Annotated in this window: 15 protein-coding genes; 2 read left to right on the top strand and 13 right to left on the bottom strand. The window is 53.6% G+C overall.

Annotated elements, in window-relative coordinates:
• Positions 1 to 11: 11 nt before the first annotated feature.
• Entirely contained in the window at positions 12 to 782 is a 771-nt protein-coding gene (locus ABE504_RS00370; protein ID WP_430082893.1) for a DeoR/GlpR family DNA-binding transcription regulator, read from the bottom strand.
• Between the two features lie 108 nt (positions 783 to 890).
• Here ABE504_RS00370 and ABE504_RS00365 point away from each other — a divergent pair, with 108 nt between their 5' ends.
• Both ABE504_RS00365 and ABE504_RS00360 read left to right on the top strand, forming a co-directional pair.
• Positions 891 to 1,844 carry a metallophosphoesterase family protein gene (locus ABE504_RS00365; protein WP_430082890.1) on the top strand — a complete coding sequence of 318 codons (954 nt, stop codon included), beginning with the start codon at positions 891 to 893 and terminating at the stop codon, positions 1,842 to 1,844.
• A 12-nt stretch (positions 1,845 to 1,856) separates the two neighbouring features.
• Complete coding sequence (locus ABE504_RS00360) at positions 1,857 to 2,717, top strand: EamA family transporter (RefSeq protein ID WP_430082887.1); 861 nt, start codon at positions 1,857 to 1,859, stop codon at positions 2,715 to 2,717.
• Positions 2,718 to 3,074: 357 nt separating this feature from the next.
• Here ABE504_RS00360 and ABE504_RS00355 read toward each other — a convergent pair whose 3' ends face one another.
• The 12 genes from ABE504_RS00355 to ABE504_RS00300 form a co-directional block, all read right to left on the bottom strand.
• Positions 3,075 to 3,860 (bottom strand): sugar phosphate nucleotidyltransferase, encoded by a 786-nt coding sequence (locus tag ABE504_RS00355; protein ID WP_430082884.1) that lies wholly within the window; start codon positions 3,858 to 3,860, stop codon positions 3,075 to 3,077.
• A 51-nt stretch (positions 3,861 to 3,911) separates the two neighbouring features.
• Positions 3,912 to 4,238, bottom strand: a complete 327-nt coding sequence (locus ABE504_RS00350) for a hypothetical protein (RefSeq protein WP_430082881.1) — start codon at positions 4,236 to 4,238, stop codon at positions 3,912 to 3,914.
• On the bottom strand, positions 4,235 to 4,492 hold the full coding sequence (locus ABE504_RS00345; protein ID WP_430082878.1) for a hypothetical protein: 258 nt from the start codon (positions 4,490 to 4,492) through the stop codon (positions 4,235 to 4,237). Before ABE504_RS00345 ends, ABE504_RS00350 begins: the two co-directional genes overlap by 4 nt.
• Positions 4,493 to 4,588: 96 nt before the next feature.
• Positions 4,589 to 5,242 (bottom strand): FusB/FusC family EF-G-binding protein, encoded by a 654-nt coding sequence (locus tag ABE504_RS00340; protein ID WP_430082875.1) that lies wholly within the window; start codon positions 5,240 to 5,242, stop codon positions 4,589 to 4,591.
• Positions 5,243 to 5,910: 668 nt separating this feature from the next.
• Entirely contained in the window at positions 5,911 to 8,859 is a 2,949-nt protein-coding gene (locus ABE504_RS00335) for a LamG-like jellyroll fold domain-containing protein (RefSeq protein WP_430082873.1), read from the bottom strand.
• A gap of 38 nt (positions 8,860 to 8,897) precedes the next feature.
• Positions 8,898 to 9,932, bottom strand: a complete 1,035-nt coding sequence (locus tag ABE504_RS00330; RefSeq protein ID WP_430082870.1) for a sialidase family protein — start codon at positions 9,930 to 9,932, stop codon at positions 8,898 to 8,900.
• A gap of 94 nt (positions 9,933 to 10,026) precedes the next feature.
• On the bottom strand, positions 10,027 to 11,664 hold the full coding sequence (locus ABE504_RS00325) for an extracellular solute-binding protein (protein WP_430082867.1): 1,638 nt from the start codon (positions 11,662 to 11,664) through the stop codon (positions 10,027 to 10,029).
• A gap of 74 nt (positions 11,665 to 11,738) precedes the next feature.
• Positions 11,739 to 12,605 (bottom strand): carbohydrate ABC transporter permease, encoded by an 867-nt coding sequence (locus ABE504_RS00320; RefSeq protein ID WP_430082864.1) that lies wholly within the window; start codon positions 12,603 to 12,605, stop codon positions 11,739 to 11,741.
• Positions 12,606 to 12,625: 20 nt separating this feature from the next.
• Positions 12,626 to 13,582: an ABC transporter permease gene (locus ABE504_RS00315; RefSeq protein ID WP_430082861.1), complete on the bottom strand. Its 957-nt coding sequence runs from the start codon at positions 13,580 to 13,582 to the stop codon at positions 12,626 to 12,628.
• 144 nt (positions 13,583 to 13,726) lie between these two features.
• On the bottom strand, positions 13,727 to 16,468 hold the full coding sequence (locus ABE504_RS00310; protein ID WP_430082858.1) for a sensor histidine kinase: 2,742 nt from the start codon (positions 16,466 to 16,468) through the stop codon (positions 13,727 to 13,729).
• A gap of 18 nt (positions 16,469 to 16,486) precedes the next feature.
• Entirely contained in the window at positions 16,487 to 18,112 is a 1,626-nt protein-coding gene (locus ABE504_RS00305) for a response regulator transcription factor (RefSeq protein ID WP_430082855.1), read from the bottom strand.
• A gap of 122 nt (positions 18,113 to 18,234) precedes the next feature.
• Positions 18,235 to 19,164: an N-acetylneuraminate lyase gene (locus ABE504_RS00300; protein WP_430082852.1), complete on the bottom strand. Its 930-nt coding sequence runs from the start codon at positions 19,162 to 19,164 to the stop codon at positions 18,235 to 18,237.
• Positions 19,165 to 19,244 lie beyond the last annotated feature (80 nt).

The raw sequence follows: 19,244 nt of genomic DNA, 5'->3' as shown, positions 1-19,244 counted from the left end.
GGCTGCTTCATTTACTCGCTAATGCGCACTTCAATCCCAAGCCCCTCGAACGTCTCAATCCATTCCTTGGAGCAGCCTGGATCCGTGACTAGCATGGAAATATCCTTCAGCCTCGCCACCCGCGCAAACGTCGACATCCCGAACTTCGAATGATCGACCACCAGAATCGTCTCTTCGGCGCGCTGCATCATTTTGCGGGCAACCATCGCTTCTTCCATATGAAAATCCGTAATGCCGTCCGTCACCGAGACGCCGCCTCCGGAGATGAACGCCTTATTCACTTTGAACTGATCCAGCATTTGATCGGCCAGCGGCCCCATCGTCGCCCGGCATTCACGGTTCACTTCCCCGCCGGTAAACAGGATGCGCCCTTGAAACGTTTCCATCGCCAGCATCAGCATCGGCACCGAATTGATAATGAGCGTCACATTCGGCTTATCACTTAGAAATGGAATGATTTCAATGGTCGTCGTCCCATTGTCCAGCATAATCGTCTCGCCGTCTTCCACCAGCGATGCCGCCAGCTTGCCGATTGCCCGCTTCTCCGGCCTCATCATCTCCACACGCTTCTGAAAAGGAGGTTCAACCCGATCCATGCGCATTTTGACCGCGCCTCCGTATACTTTGCGCAGCATGCCTTCCTTCTCCAGGCGATCCAGATCACGCCGCACCGTTTCGGTTGAAACGGACAACAGCTCCGCCATGTGGGGCACTTGAACCTTGCCTTCCAGCTCCAAATGATTCAGAATCGTCAGCCTGCGTTCCTCATACGTGAGTGACATGGTAACCTCCTAAACTTGTGTTATGTTATTGACAGTTTAGCAAGGCAGCGATACAATTGTCAACAAACAACAAGAAAACAACATAAATCCACAACAGGAGGCACACCTATGCCACAACCTCTCTTCTTTAGGGAAGACGGAACATTTACCATTGTCCAATTCACCGATGTACACTGGAAAGATCACGGCGAGCGCGATCAGCTCTCCCGTCGGCTGATGGAAGACGTGCTGGATCACGAAAAGCCCGATCTTGTTGTTTTTACCGGCGACGTGATTTACACCGGTCCTGTCTCCGAAGGCAACCCTGCCTGCACCGATGCCATCGCCGCGTTCCAGGCGGCTGTCCATGCTGCCGTGACGCGCGGCATCCCTTGGGCCGCTGTTTTTGGTAATCATGACACGGAGTCGCTGCTCTCCCGTGAGGAGCTGCTTGAAGCGGTGCTGAGCTTCCCTCACACCGTCACGCAGCGCGGACCTGTCGGCGTCCACGGCGCCGGCAACTACAGCCTCACCGTTCAGGATCAAGCGGGGCAGGCAGGGTATCAGTTGTTCTTCTTCGATTCCGGCGCCTACTCCCCGCTGCCGCAGGTGAACGGCTACGACTGGCTGCGGCACGATCAAATCGCGTGGTACCGCGAGGAATCGCACCGGCTGCAGGAAGCCGACGGCGCGCTGCCCGCGCTGGCCTTCTTTCATATCCCGCTGCCGGAGTATCAGGAAGTATGGGAGACCCGCACGTGCTATGGGCATATGTACGAGACGAAATGTTTTGCGCCAGAAGTGAACTCGGGGATGTTCACGGCCATGCTCGAGAGAGGCGATGTCGTCGGCACGTTTGTCGGGCATGACCACGTCAACGATTTTTGGGGCGATCTGCATGGCATTCGGTTGATCTATGGGCGCGCTACCGGTTATAACACGTACGGCAAAGAGGGGTTTCCGCGCGGCGCGCGGGTCATTCGCCTTCGGGCGGGTGAGCGCGAGTTTGAGACGTGGCTGCGGCTGGCCGACGGCACGACCGTGCATGAGCAGCCGGAGCATCTTCCGGGCGCCGCTGTTTAAGGAGTTGATGAGGTGATACTCCTGGCCACCACCCTTGTCATCGCATCCGGGTTGACGCATGCGATTTGGAGCCTTTTTACCAAACGCAGTCACGATAAAGGCGTCTTTCTCTGGTGCATTATGGCCGTTACGACCGTGCTGCTGTTGCCCAAACTGATTATTGAGCTCTGGACTCATCCGTTATCCTTATCCGCTTATGGGCTGCTGCTGCTGTCCGCGGCTTTGCAGGCCGTTTACGCTCTGCTGCTTGCCAAAACGTACAGCATGGGTGACCTCTCCCAGGTCTACCCGATCATGCGGGGCACGAGCACGTTGCTTGTTCCGGTTCTGGGCGTCTTGTTTTTTCATGAAACCCTGTCCCCCTGGGGCTGGTTCGGGCTGCTCTGCATGGTTAGCGGCTTCGTCTTGCTCAGCGGCCTCTTGACGAACATGCGAAAAGGAGCGGCTTCCGCCGCTCCTCTCAAACCTTTTCTTATGGCACTCTGCGTTGGGTTGTGTACCACGAGCTACGTGCTCGTCGACAAGCTCAACCTCGCGCATATTTCGGCGATCTCGCTGCTCGAGGTCACCAATATCGGTTTCGTTGCGGGACTCACCCCGCACCTCCTGCGTTCAAGTCAGCTTCGCATGGAGTGGCGGCTGAACCGGAACATCATCATGCTCGGGTCGATTCTCAACCCCGGCTCGTACCTGCTGTTCCTGTTCGCGATGTCCTACGCGCCGCTCGCCCATATTTCGCCGCTGCGCGAAATCGGCACCTTTTTTGCCACGATCCTGGGCATCGTCGTGCTTAAAGAGAAGCAGGGCACCGTGCGTATCGTCTGCTCCATGCTGATCGTGTTGGGCATTATCTCTATCGGCGTGCTGGGGTAGGGCGTGGGCGGGAGCTGCGCCTGCCGATGGCAACGCCGTCGCCGTTGCCGCCGTAAAGCCTGCAAACAAGCAGGCTTTTGCGCGCTCCGCCGCCTGATCTGGGATAATGCCTGCAATTAGGCAGGCTTTTCCTGCGAATCAGCCTAATTTCAAGGAAACAAGAGAAAAAAGATGCCTAATTGCAGGAATTCCGCTTAAATCATCCGATTTACGGGAAATTCCTGCATTTTTGCATCTTTCACTCCCCACTGGCCGCGGCAGCAAGCTTTTCGCACCACGCCACAACTCCAAGCGCGCCGTATTTCCCTTCATGACGTGACGGAGGTCGGTCGAGCACACATCGTCTGTCATCATCAGCTACAGCTTCGCATCCGGCCATAATCGGGTCTGATGATCTCGCATGGCGATGTTCGTATCCAACCAACCTTCCTTCGTCCCCGTATCCCAACGCTTCCCTGCATATTTAACACCATAAATATTTCCCCGCCCCATCAATTCCCGCAAAACATCCGTCACATACACTTCGGTCCCTTCACCGCGCTCATCCCAATTCATAGCATCCATATGCTCCATGACCCGATAGCTGCACACATACCGGCCGATCGCCGTATACGTCGACGGATACGGCCCTTGCGGCTTTTCCTGAATATCCGTTAATTGCACGATTTCTTCCCCAAACTCATGAAAAGCAACTGAATTGTACATGCGAATTTTTGCTTCGCTCACCGCTTCAATTCCCGTGACGACATCCGCCGTTCCCAGACGATTAAACACGTCAATCAATTGCCGCGTACACGGCGGGTCGCCCGCCATCACCTCGTCCGAGTAGCAAAGGGCAAAAGGCCCGCGCTGAAGAAGTTCCTTGGCCAAATAAAGCGCAGGAGCCGTTCCGTTCATCTTTTCCTGGACAACGAATTGGATAAAAGGATGGTCTTGATAGTATGTTTGGATAATTTCCTTCCGATGTCCGACCACAATGATCACGCTCTTGATGCCGGACTCCAGCAGTTCCGCAATCACATAATCCAGCGTCGGCCGATTCCCGATCGGCAGCATCGGCTTCGGGATTACGCTCGTGATCGGCGCGAAACGACTTCCTAAGCCCGCCGCGAGGATGACGGCTTGTTGTATAATAGCAGCCACTTGTAAAAGTGTACCTCCTTAAACGAAAAGACCCGCTGTCGGGTCTTTTTCTTAATCATCCATGGGATCATACTCACCATAGAACTTTTTTAAAGCTAATCCTGTAAGTGCCGAGAAGACAGCATGAATGGATACTATTTTATGAGCTTCATTTATCTTATAGACAACAATAACATTTCCGATTTCAGTCCAATGAAAGCCATTAAATTTAAAGTCAGGGTAATTGGCAACGCCCTTCGAATTTGAATAAGGCCTCGATAACATGACAATGGCCGTGTCGTAGACCCTTTCAGGGTTAATGTTATAAAGGGTTGCTAAACGCTCAATCGCTGTTCTTTTCCAACCTACGCGGTAGTCCCTATCGTCGCTCCCAGTCATTGCACCTCTTTAATAACACGCATGAAATCTTTTTTGCTCATTATCAAACTCTCATCAGATTCCATTTCAGAGCCCTGCAATTGGGATAAAATATCGTCGTTAGTAAAAATAGCATCGGTCATTTCTTTATTGCGATTATGGTGTTCTTCAACGAAGACATGTTGCTTATATGCATTTATGATCGTTTCGAGTTTCACTTCAACTCCGTCAATCATGACAAAGGCTTCATTATTTTTCAATTTCAGCTCGTACATAGGCGGGTAACCTCCTTTGTTCAAGTATATCACAATATATGGCGATTCTTATGAGAAAAAAACTCCCGCCCAAAGGCGAGAGTCTTTCCTTCCTATTCAGCCGATCACCGAATCAATAAACCTCTCCAACGGAGCGGTATCCGTGATGTTCTTATTGCATTCCTGACCGTTCATACACAGATAGTTGCCAACCGCTTTGTAATAATCAGGCGACGTATGCGCCGGACGTTTCTTGGTGACCGCGGTGAACAGCGCTAGCTCTTCATACCGATTGCATACAAAGCAGAAGCTTTTCTTGTTCGTCGGCGTAAACTTGCCTTCTACACCAACAAATTCCCCGCCAGCAGGATAGACGATGTACAGCTTGTTCGTCGCAATATCGACCCAGCTCAGGTACGTGACATGCCGGAAGTCGATCGTCTCCAAATCAGGCAGCTTCAGCTTCTTATTCTTGGGAAAAAGCTTCTGAATCTGCTTCGCCGTAATCGGCGGAAACACCGTCCGATCCGGCTCCAGCGCCTTGAGCTGCTTGGCAATGTCGTCGGCTGACTGCAGTTTGAAAATCGCCTCCAGCTTCTGCAACTGCTGAGCTGCTGCGTCTGGAAACAATTCTGTGATTCTCGTTGCCGCGCTATATCTGACAGATTCCACGACCTTCGGATCCGCGTTCGTTCGGAGCGCTTGCTCCAAAGCCCCGGCTTGTTTCTTAATATAGTTAAATAGATGGTTGCTAATGAATGGTTCACACATGAGGTCCAGCTCCTTATTTTTTCGTTGGATACTTCCATAAGGGGCAAAACCAATCATGGAACCGATCTAGGCACATTTAGGCGACACGGGTACTGCTCCAAGTCCGCCCATGCAAAGGATCGCCTCCATAACCGGCTTTGCATGAGGCTGGGCCAATCTGGCAATCGCACATTGCCATGGCTATCAACTCCTTTTTACCGAGCTGTCTTCTATTATAAGAAAAAGACCCCCGTCTATTCAACGGAAAGTCTTGTTATAAGGAAAAAAGGCGCAAAACGCCACTTTTCCAAGGCTAACGGTTACTGCGAGACTGTCGATTAATTGTGGACAGCTTTATCCGTGAACGGACACACGCAGAGAATGTATATGATTTTTCGAATACATATTCAAAATCAGGCCTCAAATCACGAAATGTGTATGATATTTCGAATAGAATTGATTGATTTTATGTGAATGCAGCACATTATATATGACTATTCGTATACACTTTGTGTTCTCTCGCAGAATCCCAAAGTATAAACAATTAATCGACAGTCTCACACCAGCGGCTATTGCGGCCAAATCGGCCAAATTTCGCTAGTTTTCTAGCAAATAATCGCTGCTGCAGCCGTTATAAGTTGAAATGACGTATTGGAAGCTAAATAAGCACCGTGGCAACCGCTATACACTCACTGCCCCCACAACGCCTGTACTTCCGTTGAACTCAAAGACCGGTCGTAGACGCGGACCTCATCGATCATACCGTCCCAGTACCGCGTCGTTCCGTTCTTATCCTTCCCGATCACGAGTCCGTTCGAGGCGCTCGTCACGTCCGGGATCGAACTGGTATAGATCCCCTTCGTCTCCACGCCGTTCACATAAATGCGAATGATGGACGCTTCCCGCGTGACGGCGATATGCGTCCAGACGCCAAGCGGCAGGACCGCCGTGTCCGTCGAAACAAAGTTGCCGGTAGGCGCCGATGTACCATCGACCTGGAACGCGAGTTTGCCCGCCTGCATTTGAACCCACCAGGACGGAACATCCGTGCCGACATCCCCGTACCAGAAAATAAACCGGTTACCAGACACGGTATCCGTCTTAACCCAAGCCGCTGCGGTAAAGTCTCCTTTGCCGAACTGCAGGCTCACCTTATTGCCAACGTCGACATAGTCGTTCGTACCGTCAAAGTTCAGTCCGCCCCCGGCCTTGCCCGCCGCCCATACCGCACCGTTATACACGGTGCCAGCGTGGCCGTTGCCGGAGGAATCTGATGCTGCCGTACCGCTCGTTTCATTGAATTTCCAGTAGCCGACAGGCGCCGAGCTCGGCAAATTCGTGTACAAACGCGTGGACTCGATATGCGCGTTCACCGCATCTGCGCTGGAGCCCAGCACCCAGTGCTGCAGGACGTCGCTGTAGCTGCCCGCCTGCATGGCGAATGCGGCCTGGTACACGCCGTCCATGTACACTTCCGCGGTTCCGCTAGTCACGCGGACTTTCCATTGATGCCAAGCGCTGTCAAGCGTCACAGCCTTAATCTGCGTCCAGACGTCGTAACTGGTCATCGCATAAATGCCATTCGGCCGAAAATCCAGCATCAGCCTGTATTGACCGTCGCCTACTTTCGTCGCGAGCGACGCCGGGAACGGACTGACGCCGATGGTTTCATTGCTGAAATCATCGATTTTCGCCCTGAATTCCAGCGTATACGCTTGTGGAATGGCCAGATCCGTTCGGCTGACCGATGAAATCGTCCCCGTATTGCTGCTTAGATTCAGCTGTCCCGCCGGGCTCACGGCTGCGCTGCCTGCGATCGTCCAGGCCGATACATTCTTCCAGGACTCATCGAGATTCACAGCGCTAGTCTCTGCTGCAACTGGCGGCTCGGTGTACAGCTTGGAGTACTCCAGATGCGCACTCGCCGCATCACTGCTTGTGCCCAGCACCCAGTGCTGCACAACATCGCCGTAGTTGCCGGACTGCATCGCGAACCTGCCCTGCGAGACGCCGTCCATGTACACTTCGGCAACGCCATGCTGAGCGGCGACTTTCCATACGTGCCAACTGCTGTTTAACGCGACGGCTTTTAGCTGCCTCCACTCGCCGTAATTATCGATGACGTAGATGCCGTCCGTCCGAAAATCCAGCATCAGCCGATATTTCCCGTCCCCAATCTTGGTGGCGAGCGAAGCCGGATACGGACTGACGCCGATCGCGCCGTTGGTAAAATCATCGATTTTCGCCTTGAATTCCAGTGTATACGTCTGCGGTATGCTTAGATCCGTCCGATTCACCGATGAAATCGTCCCCGTATTGCTGCTAAGACTGAGCTGCCCCGCCGGGCTAATCGTCGCGCCACCGGAAACCGACCAAGCCGACGCATTGTTCCACGGCTCATCCATATTGACCGTCGGGATCGCCGGAAAGCTCGGAGCGGGACCGGACAACGGATCCAGGCTCTGTTCGCCGTCCGTCAGCCATTCCAAATTAAATCTGGCTAACACCAGATAGTGATATTTCAGCGTACCGTTCCATTTCTCATAGTAGCAGTAGATCGTCTTCTTATCGTTGCTCACGGCAAGGTCGGAATAGGCGGCCCCGGTTGCGGCCAGCACCTTCGAATAGGTCCACGAGCTGCCCTCGTCCATGGACATTTTCACCGTCAGGTTGGAGCGGTCGCCAGGGTTGTTCGTATTGCTGAACAAGAGCCGATTACTGTAAAAGCCGCTCTGATCGGTAAACCGCACAATGCTGCCGTAATCGTTCGGATCTGGCAAAGACGGCTCCAGTTTTGGCGTCGTCCACTCGCTGCTGCCGTTCAAGCTGACGGCTGATGAGCGTGACGGAGATACGGTGGTGCTGTTGCGCATATTCAGCATCACGGAGCCGTTCGTCAATTGGACAGATGTCGTTTCGTTCGGACTCGGAATGTCCGGCGTATCCCACAGGATTTCACCCCGGTTCCAGGTCGCACCGCCGTCATCGCTATAAATGGTGGAAACGACGCCAGGCGCGTGGGACGTATTTAACGTCAGCCAGACCGGCACGAGCAGTCTGCCGTTGTTCAGCTGGATGCCATGCCCAGGTCCCGTGGCGAAGGCAGCCCAGTTAAATTCCGTCTTAAACTGATTGAAGACGGAGGTGATTTCAACGGGAGCCGACCAGGTCGCGCCGTTGTCCGTGCTTTTGCGGTAGAAGGCTTGGTTGTACTCCTTGCAATACAGGAAATGTACCGTACCGCTGTTCTTCTCCGCAATCATCACCGGATTGTTGATCGTATTCGCCGTCGTGACGCCGTCCACCAGCTTCACCCGGGGCTCCCACGTCGCGCCGCCGTCCGTGCTTCTGCGCATATAGATGTCGATATCCGCCCAATCGGATGTCGTTTTTCTTGCTTCCGCGTATGTGATGACCGTTCCGTTGCCAGTGACGACGACGCCGGGGATGCGATACTGCGCATAACCGTCCACTGTGGATTCGAAGAGAACCGTTTCATTATAAAATGGCGCTTCCGCCGCCTGCGCCGGTTGCCCCGGCGCCACCAGGCTGCCGGCCAAGATCAGCGCGGCCGCCCCTGTGATCGTAAGTAGTTTCGTGATGTTACGCATCGATGCTTTCAGCTTTTGTTGCCACATCGTGATCACGCTCCTCTATATAACCGCTCCGCAATGGGCTAGCGATTCAACAAAAAATCCGCTTCATAGAAGCTATAGCCTCGAATCTGCGCGTTAGGCGCATCGTCGACAATGTAATGCACGACGTAAATTTCCCCGTCCTCGAATTGAACCCAGCCGGAGTATCCCAAGTCGGAATGCGCGCTTCGATCAAAGTCGATCGGCATAATCCGCGTCGTCTGCTCGTTGCGCTCTGTGGCGGCCGCTGAAGCGACATCGGTCAGCGCTGCGAAAAAGTTTTGCGTCCAGGCGCCCAGCCAGCCCTTCCCGCCTTGGTGGAAGCGGTACGTAAGGAGAATATGCCCGCTCCGGAGCATCCCCGCTACTGGCCGGTGGCAGCCCGGCAGCGGCACACGGTAAGGGCCTTCCCAGCTTTCTCCCCGATCGTGGGAGATCGCTTTGAAGCAGTCCCAGCCTTGCCCGGAGTTCTCGCGCAAGAAAGCTACGAGCGTACCATCCGGCAGGGGCACAATGCTCGTTTCACACAGGTTCAGCCCCGCCTGACTGGCGACGGTGACGGGCCCCGTCCACGTCTGTCCCTGATTGTCGGAGTACCACAGCCGCTGCTCGCCGCATTGATGGACGGGGCTCCGGTCATGCGCCGACAGCAACCAGCGCCCGTCCGGCAGCTCGCACAGCTTGTCGGGGACGATTCCCGCCACAGGCGTCTCGATCGGCCCCTCCCAAGCCGTGCCCTCGGGATCGCCGAACCAGAGATAGGTGATGCCTTTGGACTCGCGTTCCCCGTAGATTTTATCCACCGCGATGACAAGCCGGTTGTCCTTCAGCCGGGAGATACGCGGGCAGTTCCAGCTCGGCCGGCCCTTCGTCCCCTCGGTCAGCGAGATTTTCGGCCCCCAGGTACGCCCCCGGTCGGCGCTTTCTTTGTACACGATCCGCGTGTAGGAACGATCGTTATGGTGCGTGCATTCGGCAAACACGCAGATCAGCTTGCCCTGCGCCGTCAGCGCCACATCCGGCCACGCTTCATAGATCGTGTCGTCCCGGCTGATCGTAAATTTCTGAATAGGCATCAATTCCACTCCTTCTTGAGGACGTTCAAGCCTTGAACATCCCTGTTTTCAAAGGAAGAAGCCAGACAGACATCCGGCTTCTCCTCTACTCAATCTATTTGTTTTTCTTGTAGTACTCCTGACCGTTCGTAATGACTTCCTGACCGCCGGCAGCAAGCCATTTCTTCTGAAGCTCCGACCAAGCGCCTTCGAAGTCGTCGCCGACGACGGCTTTCAACCAGCCCTCACCGAACGTGGAGCGCAGCTTCGTCTGGTCGCCAAGCACTTTGTCGTCGAACACGTTCATGAGCGGCGGCGCGATCGTATACTTGGCGTTCGTCGCGAACCAATCCGGGAACGCGCCTGCGGCCATTTCCGTCGTGATCCACGGCTCCAGATTTTTAAAGGCCTCGTCATAGTTGTAATTTTTTTCTTTAATCGGAATGTAGGCGTATTCAAAATAGTTCATCGCGCCCCAAGCCAGCGGGTACAGATAGCCGTTCTTCTTCGTATCCCAATCCTTATCGGCCTCGGCCTTATTGATGTTGTACACGCGACGACCGTTCTCTTCCTTCACATCCGTGAAGTGAATACCGGAGATACCAAATTCAGTCAGTTCCCGGCCTTCTTTGGTCAACGTGTATTCCATCAGCTCAAGCACCTTCTCCGGATGCTTCGAAGTCTTCGGAATGACATTGCCTCTCCAGAAGCCGCCAGAATGACCCAGGTTCGCAGGCACGCCGTTTACGCCCTTCAGCGGCGGCAGATACGCGATTTTCGCATTCGGATTGACCGCCTTCGCCTTCTCCAAGAACAGATCGGGCTTCGTCGTAGACGCAATACCGTACTTGCCTGCGCCGAAATCATCCGACTCCGGCCCTTGCGCGCCGTCTGGCTTCAAGCTCATCCAATCCTTGTTAATCAGCTCGTCTTTGACCATCTTCCGGAAGAAAGCAGCTGCATCTTTCGCAGCAGACGACACTTCATAGCGCGTTATGCTGCCGTCCGGCAAGGTAACCCAGTTATCGGTTCTGCCCGCGACCGCATACGCTCTCGAAATGTACTGCCCAAGCTGCGTGATCGAAGGGTCGGACATGCCGCTTGCCCGGGTATAGACGCCATACGTGTCCGCTTTGCCGTTCTTGTCGGGATCTTTCTCTTTAAACGCCTTCGCCACGTTATAAAATTCTTCCAGCGTAGTCGGCATGCTCAGCCCCAGATTCTCCAACCAGTCCGTGCGGATGACCCAGCCCCACTGCATCGGCGCCAAACCGAGCGGCTTGAAGTACGATTTGCCGTCGATTTTGAAGCCCTTATACACGTCCGAGTTCACAATCGCGTTGATGTTCGGGTATTTGCCGCTTTTTAAATAATCGTCGTAAGGCAGAATCAGGTCATTCTTCGCCCACTCGTTCAGCGTTTTGCCGGGGTCTACGGTGGCTAGATCGAAGCTTTCGCCGGACGCCATCATGAGGTTCAGCTTATTTGCAAATTGGTCGCTTGGAATGCTGACGATTTCAATCTTGGTGTTCGTCCGCTTCTGGAGTTCCAGCAAAATGCGGTCCTTCGTCGGGTCCTGCTCGTTGGCCGCCCGCACCCAGCGGATGGGCACCGGCTCGCTTGCTTTCTGATCCGCCTTGGCGGACGGGCTGCTTCCCGCATCTTTGGCCGGCTCTTGAGAGCAACCGCTAAGTACGGAAGCCGCCAAGAGCACTGCCAGAGACACAGGTACGATCGTGCTGCGCTTTTTCATTTTAAACCTCTCCCTTTTTATCGTTTAAATGAAGTCAAGCTGATTTATGTCATCCGCCGTTAAGCGGGTAGCCATCATTCCTTCACGGCGCCCATCATGATGCCTTTGGTGAAGTATTTCTGAACGAACGGGTAAATCGCCAGCACCGGAATCATGCCGATGACGATGCACGCCATTTTAAACTGCTCCATATTGGAGCCCGACGTCATGACGCCGACTTCCGCCGTCACCATATCCTGAATGATCATTTGCCGCAGCAGCACCTGCAGAGGGAACATTTTGTTGGTGTTGATAAAGAGTGTGGCCAGGAAATAATCATTCCACAACGCAACCCCATAGAACAAGCTGACGGCTGCAAAGACAGGCAGTGAGATCGGAATAATGATTTTAAACAAAATTTGAATATCGTTATAGCCGTCGATGCGGGCGGCTTCTTCCAGGCTTGGCGGAATGCTGGCGTAGTAATTTTTCATGATGATCAAGTTGTAGGTGGAAATCGCCGTCGGCAGGACCAGCGCCCAGATCGTGTCGATCAGATGCAGGTTTCGCACGAGCACATAGAACGGAACCAAGCCTCCGCTGAAAAACATCGTGAACACGATGAACCGGAAAATGATCGCCCGGCCCGGCAAATCCCGCTTGGATAGCGCATAGGCACCGAAGCTCGTCAGTATCATGGAGATGAACGTGCCGAGCACGGTGATCTGAACGGACCGCAGCAGCGCCGTCACGATGCCGCCAAGACTGCCGAAAGCCCGCTTATACTCTGTAAGGCTGAAGCTTTTGGGAATGAGATGGTAGGTGTCGGTTAAGTATACCTCTTGGGAGGAAAAGGAAATGACGAGAATCCGCCACAAGGGAATGAGCACAAGCAGCGCCAGAGCGGCCAGCATGGCATAGATGAGCGTATCCGCTGCCGAAAATCGCTTTTGGATGTACATGATGGAACCTCTTCTCCGAGTTAGTAGACGCCTTCTTGCCCGAACGCTTTCACGATCCGGTTTGAGATGATCAATAAGGCGGCGCAAATGACTGACTTCAGCAGCCCGGCCGCTGCGGCAAAGCTGAATTTATTATCGCCGAGGGCGGTCCTGAAGATGTACGTATCCAGAATATCTCCCGTGGAATAAACCATCGGATTGTAGAAGTTATACACCTGATCGAAGCCCCACGTCAGCACCTTGCCGATAATCAGAATGAACATGATGAAGATGACATTGCGGATGCCAGGAATCGTTACGTTCCAGACCAGCGACCATCTGCCTGCGCCATCCATGACAGCGGCTTCATAATGCTCCGTGTTGATGCTGGCCATGGCCGCCACATAAATGACGGTAGCGAAGCCCGCTTCCTTCCAGAGATCCGTCAGCACCAGCACCGACCGGAACGCCTCGGGCTTGGTCAGCACATCCTGGGCCTGATCCTTGAAGAGAGCGGCGATGATGCCCGTTTCCGGGCTGAAGAACGTGATGAAAATCGACGCCACGATAACCCACGAAATAAAGTGCGGCAAGTAAATGATCGTCTGCACCGACTTGCGGAACTTCAGATGCCGGACCTCGTTCAGCAGCAGCGCAATGAGAATCGGCATCGGGAATTGGGTCAACAAGCGGTAGATTGCGATAATGACCGTATTCCAGAACGCCCGCCAGAAATCTTCCTCAGCGAACAGCTCTTTAAAATGCTTCAGACCGACGAAAGGACTATGAAAGAAGCCTTTGCTCATCGTAAAATCCTGGAAAGCCATCGTGATGCCGTACATCGGCACGTAGCAGAAGATGGCATACCAGATCAGCACAGGGATCAGCATAAAATAAAAATATTTATATTTGGCGATCCGGCCTAATCTCCGTTTTAATCCCGGCTTTGCTTGCGTCTGGCCAAGCACGGTGGGCGACTGTAAAGCTTCCGTATCCATAGATCTTCTCCTTACCTGTTCGTATTGGGTTGCCTTCGTGCTGCTTATGGGTTAATTATAAAGCGTTTACAGTACCGGACTGTAGGACTCTAACATAACATTTGATCCGCTTTTTTAACCTCTTTGCGCAGAAAAACAGCAGGGCTACTTAGACAAGTAACCCTGCTGCTCCAGTAGAGGGAAATGAATGTTGACCGTCGTCCCGCCGCCTAACTGACTCTCGACGGTAATGCCGTAGTCGGGGCCGAAATGCAGCCGTATGCGCTCGTGCACGTTAATGATGCCGATGCTGTCTCCCTGCTTGTTGCCATCCAGCCTCGCCTTGATCTCCGCCAGCTTCACCTCGGACATGCCGACGCCGTTGTCGCGAATCGTCACCAGCAGCAGCCCCTCCGCCTTCCGCACCTCAATCGCGATGGTGCCTCCGTGATCGGTCACCTCCAGGCCGTGATAGATCGCATTCTCGACGATCGGCTGCAGCGTCAGCTTCAGCACCGGAATGTCCAGCAGCTCGTCGCCGACATCGAAGACTGCATGGATTTTGCTGCCGAACCGCATCTGCTGGATCTCAATGTACGTCTTCACATGCGAGATTTCCTCGCTCAGCTTCACGACCTTCTCTCCCCGGGTAATACTCGTTTTGAAAAGCGCGATCAGCAGCTTGATCATTTTCTCCGTGCGCGGATCCTTGGCAAACGCCATGTACTGCGCGGTTTTCAGCGTGTTATACAGGAAGTGCGGATTAATCTGGGATTGCAGCAGATTGAGCTCGTATTCCTTGGCTTTCAGCTCGGCATCCTTCATTTTGACTTCGGACATATACTTCTCTTCAATCAGCCGGTCGATGCGCTCCAGCATTTCGTTGAAGCTGTTGCCCAGCTCGTAGATTTCATCCTGCGCATTGCTTTTGAACCGGGCCTGAAGATGGCCCCTTTTCACATTCCGAACGGTTTTCACCAAAGCGGAGATGTTGAAAGACACAATCGACGAGAAGCCATACGAGAAGCCGAAACTGAGCAGAATCAGGCCGATCAGGACGATAATGCTGTAAAACAAAATATACTCGCTCTCGTTAAAATCCTTTAACAGAAAGACGAGGCTCCACCCGTTCTCCTCAAAAAATTTGGAGATCAGCAAGTAGTTATTGCCGCCCTCGCGGAAGCTGAGCCTTTCATTCTTGTCCAGGGCAGGCTTATTCTCCTTCAACTGCTCGAGCAGGCTCGTCTTCTGATTACGGCCAATATCGGTAAAAATATCCTGGCCCGCGCTGTCCACGAGATACAAATCCAAATAGCTGTATTTGAAAAATACGTTCAGCATCTTCTCAATGTCCTCGCCGTTGAAGTCCACCAGAATGAAGCCGAGCAGCTTCCCGGCCTCGATGCCGTCCGCCACGCCCCGGATCTGCATGCCGATTCGAATCCCTTTTTTATTAAAAGGAGAGTCCGTATAGCTGCGCCACAGAAACGTGCTGAAATGCGTTTTGACGTAATCGATGTCCGTCTTGGCATCCGGGCGCATCATGAACGGCCTGCCGTACGTGGATGAGTAGACGAGCCGTTCGTCCGCATTGTACATCGTGATGTTCGAGATCCCTTTATCGAATAAATTTCTGGATAAAATAATGTTGTTCATCTCATCCCGAATCTCTTGATCGTTGTTGACGGCAACGCTGGCATCCAGCAGCTTCTGGACCTTCTCGTTAAAAGAAGACGTCTCGATCGTCATGCGCCGATAATTGTTGTAGACGAAGTCCATCTGCTGATACAGAATTTGCGCACTGTACTCGAAGACAGATCCTACCTTGCTCTCCACCGTCGTTTTAGCGGAGAAATACGAAGAACCCGTAATCAGCACGGCCGGAACGGCAACCACCGAGGAGTACAAAATAAGCAGCGTCAGCTTGAAGCTCATCTTCCGCTTGGACAGCGCGAGCGGCTTGTTCTCGATGTCACTGTGATGAAGCGAACCGATCTGCTCCTCCATTTGTTTAATGGGCTTAACAATTTTTCTGCCGGTAATGGCCAGAATGACGAAGGAAATCAGGAGGCACAGCGCCCCGATGCCGATATTCAAGCGCAGATTGCTGTTGATCGACCTCTGCAGCTTGTCGAACGTAAACGTATTCGTAATCGTCCAGCCTGCATAGTTGAGGCTGTTTTTGAACGAATACTTCAGCTCCGCGAGCTCGCCCGCCTGCGCAGGGTTCGCTACTTCCGCAGAATTGCCGGCGTGGTCGGTCATAAAGATGCCGTTCCCGGCGAACTGCATCTCCTCGATTAATTTGGAGCTTAGCACGACCACCATATACGCTTTAATCGTATTGGAATAAGGCTCAAAAATCGGGGAAATAATCGCCAGCCGCTCATACGTGCCCTCTTGATAACGGTCCAGGAAAAACTGGCTTTCCGGGGATTCCAGCGCCGGCTTTTTCAGGTTATCGTAGAACGCGGCCGTGCCGTATTTCTCGTAGGATTTGCCCACGGAGTTGCTCGCCTTGAGGAAAATCCCCCGGTTCAAGTCCGTCACAATCACGGAATCCACCTTATCGTTGGTCAGAATCAGATTGTTTAGAAACTCTTCGTAGTCCTTCTGCGCTTTAATCAGCACGTAAGGATCGGCTTCCCCCGAGTCCATAATCTTGTCGAAGTATTCATTTTTCATGGATAGACTGACGATCGTCGCAATTTCGCCCAAATACGTATTCGCCTTTTCAACCGCTGCGCCCGTCGCAATCTCATTCACGCGCTCGAATTGGAATAAGATCAGTCGGTTCGTGACCAGATAACAAGTTAACGTCGTTAAGGTAATGGAAATCATGGAGAAGATGATTCCGAACAGCACGATTTTCTTGGCCAGCGACTTTTTAAAATTCAATGTCATCATGCCGACTCCTCGTGAGTCTTAATGGACTCTCTGCATTTTTTCCCTGAACTCCAGCGGCGTGAGCCCTGTCATGCTGCGGAACAGCTCGCTGAAATAGCGCGGCTTCTCGTAGCCGACCAAGCTTGAAATTTCATAGACGCGGTAGTTGATGTCGAGCAGAAGCCGCTTCGCTTCCTCCATGCGGACTTCCGTCAGCATCTGTTTGAACGTTTTCCCGGTCTCCTTGCTGAAAAGCCTCGACACATGAACCGGATGCACGTTCACATGCTTAGCCAGCTCCTCCAGGCTTAAAGGGCCCGCGTAATTCGCGCGGATATAGGCCACGGCTTCGTCCACGATCTTTCTGTTCTTCATCGCGCCTTCATCCTGAAGGTACTCAAACGCCTCGACAGTAAACGTTTCCATTTTCCTGAACAGCGTTGCAATCGTTTCGCAGTATCCGATTTCCTTGATGTAAGCGTTGGACCGCTCGAGCCAGGCTTCCGGTTTCTTCCCCATCCCGGCGAGGACGTTCACGACGTTCAACATATATTTCACGGCAAAGCCGGACATTCGGTCCATTTCCGTCCATCTCGCAGCCATCCACTGCTGCTTGAGCGCTTCGAGCAGCTCGATGACGGGCTCCTGTGCCCCACCGTTCACCAGCAGCAGGATCTCCTTCATCCACTTCTCTTCCTCCACAAAAGTAAACACACGTTTCACCGAGCTTCCCGCCCCCGGCTCCTCCAACTCGCAGGCGTCCATCAGTCTGCCGCTGATGTATGGCATTTGAAGAAACGCTTCGCTCCTCCGCGAAAATGCGTCACAGAGTGCCTCCAGCGAAAGCGGCTCGCGATACGTTAAGCACGAAAGTCCAAGCGCCTCGCCGTCCTGCTTGTAGATGAGCCCCAGCTCTTCTTTCAGCCCTTCGTATAGGTCCGCCGCCGTCTGCCGCACAGCTTGCTCCTCAGCCGTCCACAGCACGCAGACCGCTTCGTTGTAGGGAATCACCACGCCATGTCCATGAATCTCGAGGTTCTCGTAGAGATAACCGCGGATGAATTCCTGTATCCTCCGCACCCGGTCTACGCCGGCGGCAAACATCAGCTGCTTATATTCATCAAGCCGGAATACCGACAACCGGCAGGCTTGCGCCTTCGCCGAAATACCGGCCTTTTCCGCATTTGCAATCGCTTCCATTTTAATGTCTGAACAGCCTGCCGTCATCGCTTTGAAATGGGTCTCCCGCTGCCGCCAGAAATCCTCGCTCGCTGCGCGAATGCGCTGCTCCTTGTGCAGCACTTCGCTCATCTGCGCGAAATGGCTGGCGATCTCTTCTTCCCCATCCGACTTCAAAATATAACCGTACACCCCGCACGCCAGCCCTTTGCGCGCATAGTCGAACTCGTTGAACGCGCTGAACAGCGTCACCTTCGTCTTCGGGTAGCGGCTCTTCACTTCCATCGCCAGCTCCAGCCCGTTAAGCAGCGGCATCCGAATATCCGTCAGAATCGCATCCACTTCCATCGTTTCGAGTAATTGCAGCGCGCGAAAACCGTTCTCGCACACACCGGCGACCTCGAAGCCGATCGACGCCCAATCGATAATGGTGGGGAGCACAGAGCGGAATATTTCTTCATCCTCAACAATGAGCAGTTTATACACGCCGTTCACCTCCGCAAAATGATCCAAGGATAGTTATTGTAACACGAAACTTCAATCCTTTGAACTGTGGCCCGCAAGGCCAAGAAACGGCAGCCTCGGATGCTCTGGCTGCCGCTCTGGTCTTATGTATTGGAACGCTGCAACGTCTCATTGTTGTGATAAAAGGCCGCTAACTGCTCCCGCTCCTCCGAAGTGAATTGCTTGAGCGGCTGACGAACCGCCGGCGTTGCGATCACGCCTTGGAGATAGAGCATGTATTTCTCATACGGAATCACATCGTATTGAATCATATGGGCGATCACGGCATTCGCTTCCGCTTGCAGCGCCTGTACGGCCGCAACTGGTGTCAGTTCCGCCGACGTTACGATGCCCCGCAGTCGAACGAATAATTCCGGCATCATATTGAACGTGCTGCCGATCGCGCCGTCCGCGCCCGAATACGTCGCGTTCGCATACACTTCATCGTGCCCGTTGAAGATGAGGAACTCTGGCCCGCATCTGGCGCGAATTTGCTGCATCTCGAAAAGGTTCAGCGATGTGAACTTCACGCCGATGCACTGCGGATGACGGCTCATCTCCTCGTAGAAATCCATCGACAGGCTGACTCCCGTCGCCCCAGGGAAATGATAGACGATCATCGGCAGCGATACCGCCGCCATAATAGCTTCGTAGTGCTCGCGAATTTCCTTCAAGGACACTTTATAGTAAAACGGCACCACGGCGGAAATCGCATCGACGCCCACCTGCTCGGCGTGCTTCGCCAGCTTGATCGACTCCCTGGTGCTGATGTTGCCGACATGCGCAATGATGGCGACGCGTCCCGCCGCTGCTTGAACGACGGCCTCGAGCACCTGCTGGCGCTCCTCGCTCGTCAGAATAAAGCCTTCCCCCGTGCTGCCCCCGACGTAAAAGCCATGGATGCCCAGCTGAATTTGATGCTCCACCAGACGATGAAGCGATGCGTAATCAATGTCCCCGTTCTCGTGCATCGGCGTCAGAAGCGCCGTGTGAATGCCATGAAACGCGCTGCGGCCGGTATGTGTTGTCGTCATTCGATTCGCCCTCTCATGTGTGCGCTGCCCGCGCATGCAGTAGTTAACTCCTGCTTGTATTGTAGCGCAGCGAATAACGG

The sequence above is a fragment of the Paenibacillus oryzisoli genome (assembly GCF_050467285.1).
Taxonomy (GTDB): domain Bacteria; phylum Bacillota; class Bacilli; order Paenibacillales; family NBRC-103111; genus Paenibacillus_E; species Paenibacillus_E oryzisoli_A.
This window is presented reverse-complemented; position numbering and strand designations above follow the sequence as displayed.

Coding starts and splice junctions, on each gene's coding strand:
- ABE504_RS00365 (WP_430082890.1), top strand. CDS start 891: ATGCCACAACCTCTCTTCTTTAGGGAAGACGGAACATTTACCATTGTC.
- ABE504_RS00325 (WP_430082867.1), bottom strand. CDS start 11,664: ATGAAAAAGCGCAGCACGATCGTACCTGTGTCTCTGGCAGTGCTCTTG.
- ABE504_RS00315 (WP_430082861.1), bottom strand. CDS start 13,582: ATGGATACGGAAGCTTTACAGTCGCCCACCGTGCTTGGCCAGACGCAA.
- ABE504_RS00310 (WP_430082858.1), bottom strand. CDS start 16,468: ATGATGACATTGAATTTTAAAAAGTCGCTGGCCAAGAAAATCGTGCTG.
- ABE504_RS00335 (WP_430082873.1), bottom strand. CDS start 8,859: ATGTGGCAACAAAAGCTGAAAGCATCGATGCGTAACATCACGAAACTA.
- ABE504_RS00300 (WP_430082852.1), bottom strand. CDS start 19,164: ATGACGACAACACATACCGGCCGCAGCGCGTTTCATGGCATTCACACG.
- ABE504_RS00330 (WP_430082870.1), bottom strand. CDS start 9,932: ATGCCTATTCAGAAATTTACGATCAGCCGGGACGACACGATCTATGAA.
- ABE504_RS00350 (WP_430082881.1), bottom strand. CDS start 4,238: ATGACTGGGAGCGACGATAGGGACTACCGCGTAGGTTGGAAAAGAACA.
- ABE504_RS00340 (WP_430082875.1), bottom strand. CDS start 5,242: ATGTGTGAACCATTCATTAGCAACCATCTATTTAACTATATTAAGAAA.
- ABE504_RS00370 (WP_430082893.1), bottom strand. CDS start 782: ATGTCACTCACGTATGAGGAACGCAGGCTGACGATTCTGAATCATTTG.
- ABE504_RS00345 (WP_430082878.1), bottom strand. CDS start 4,492: ATGTACGAGCTGAAATTGAAAAATAATGAAGCCTTTGTCATGATTGAC.
- ABE504_RS00320 (WP_430082864.1), bottom strand. CDS start 12,605: ATGTACATCCAAAAGCGATTTTCGGCAGCGGATACGCTCATCTATGCC.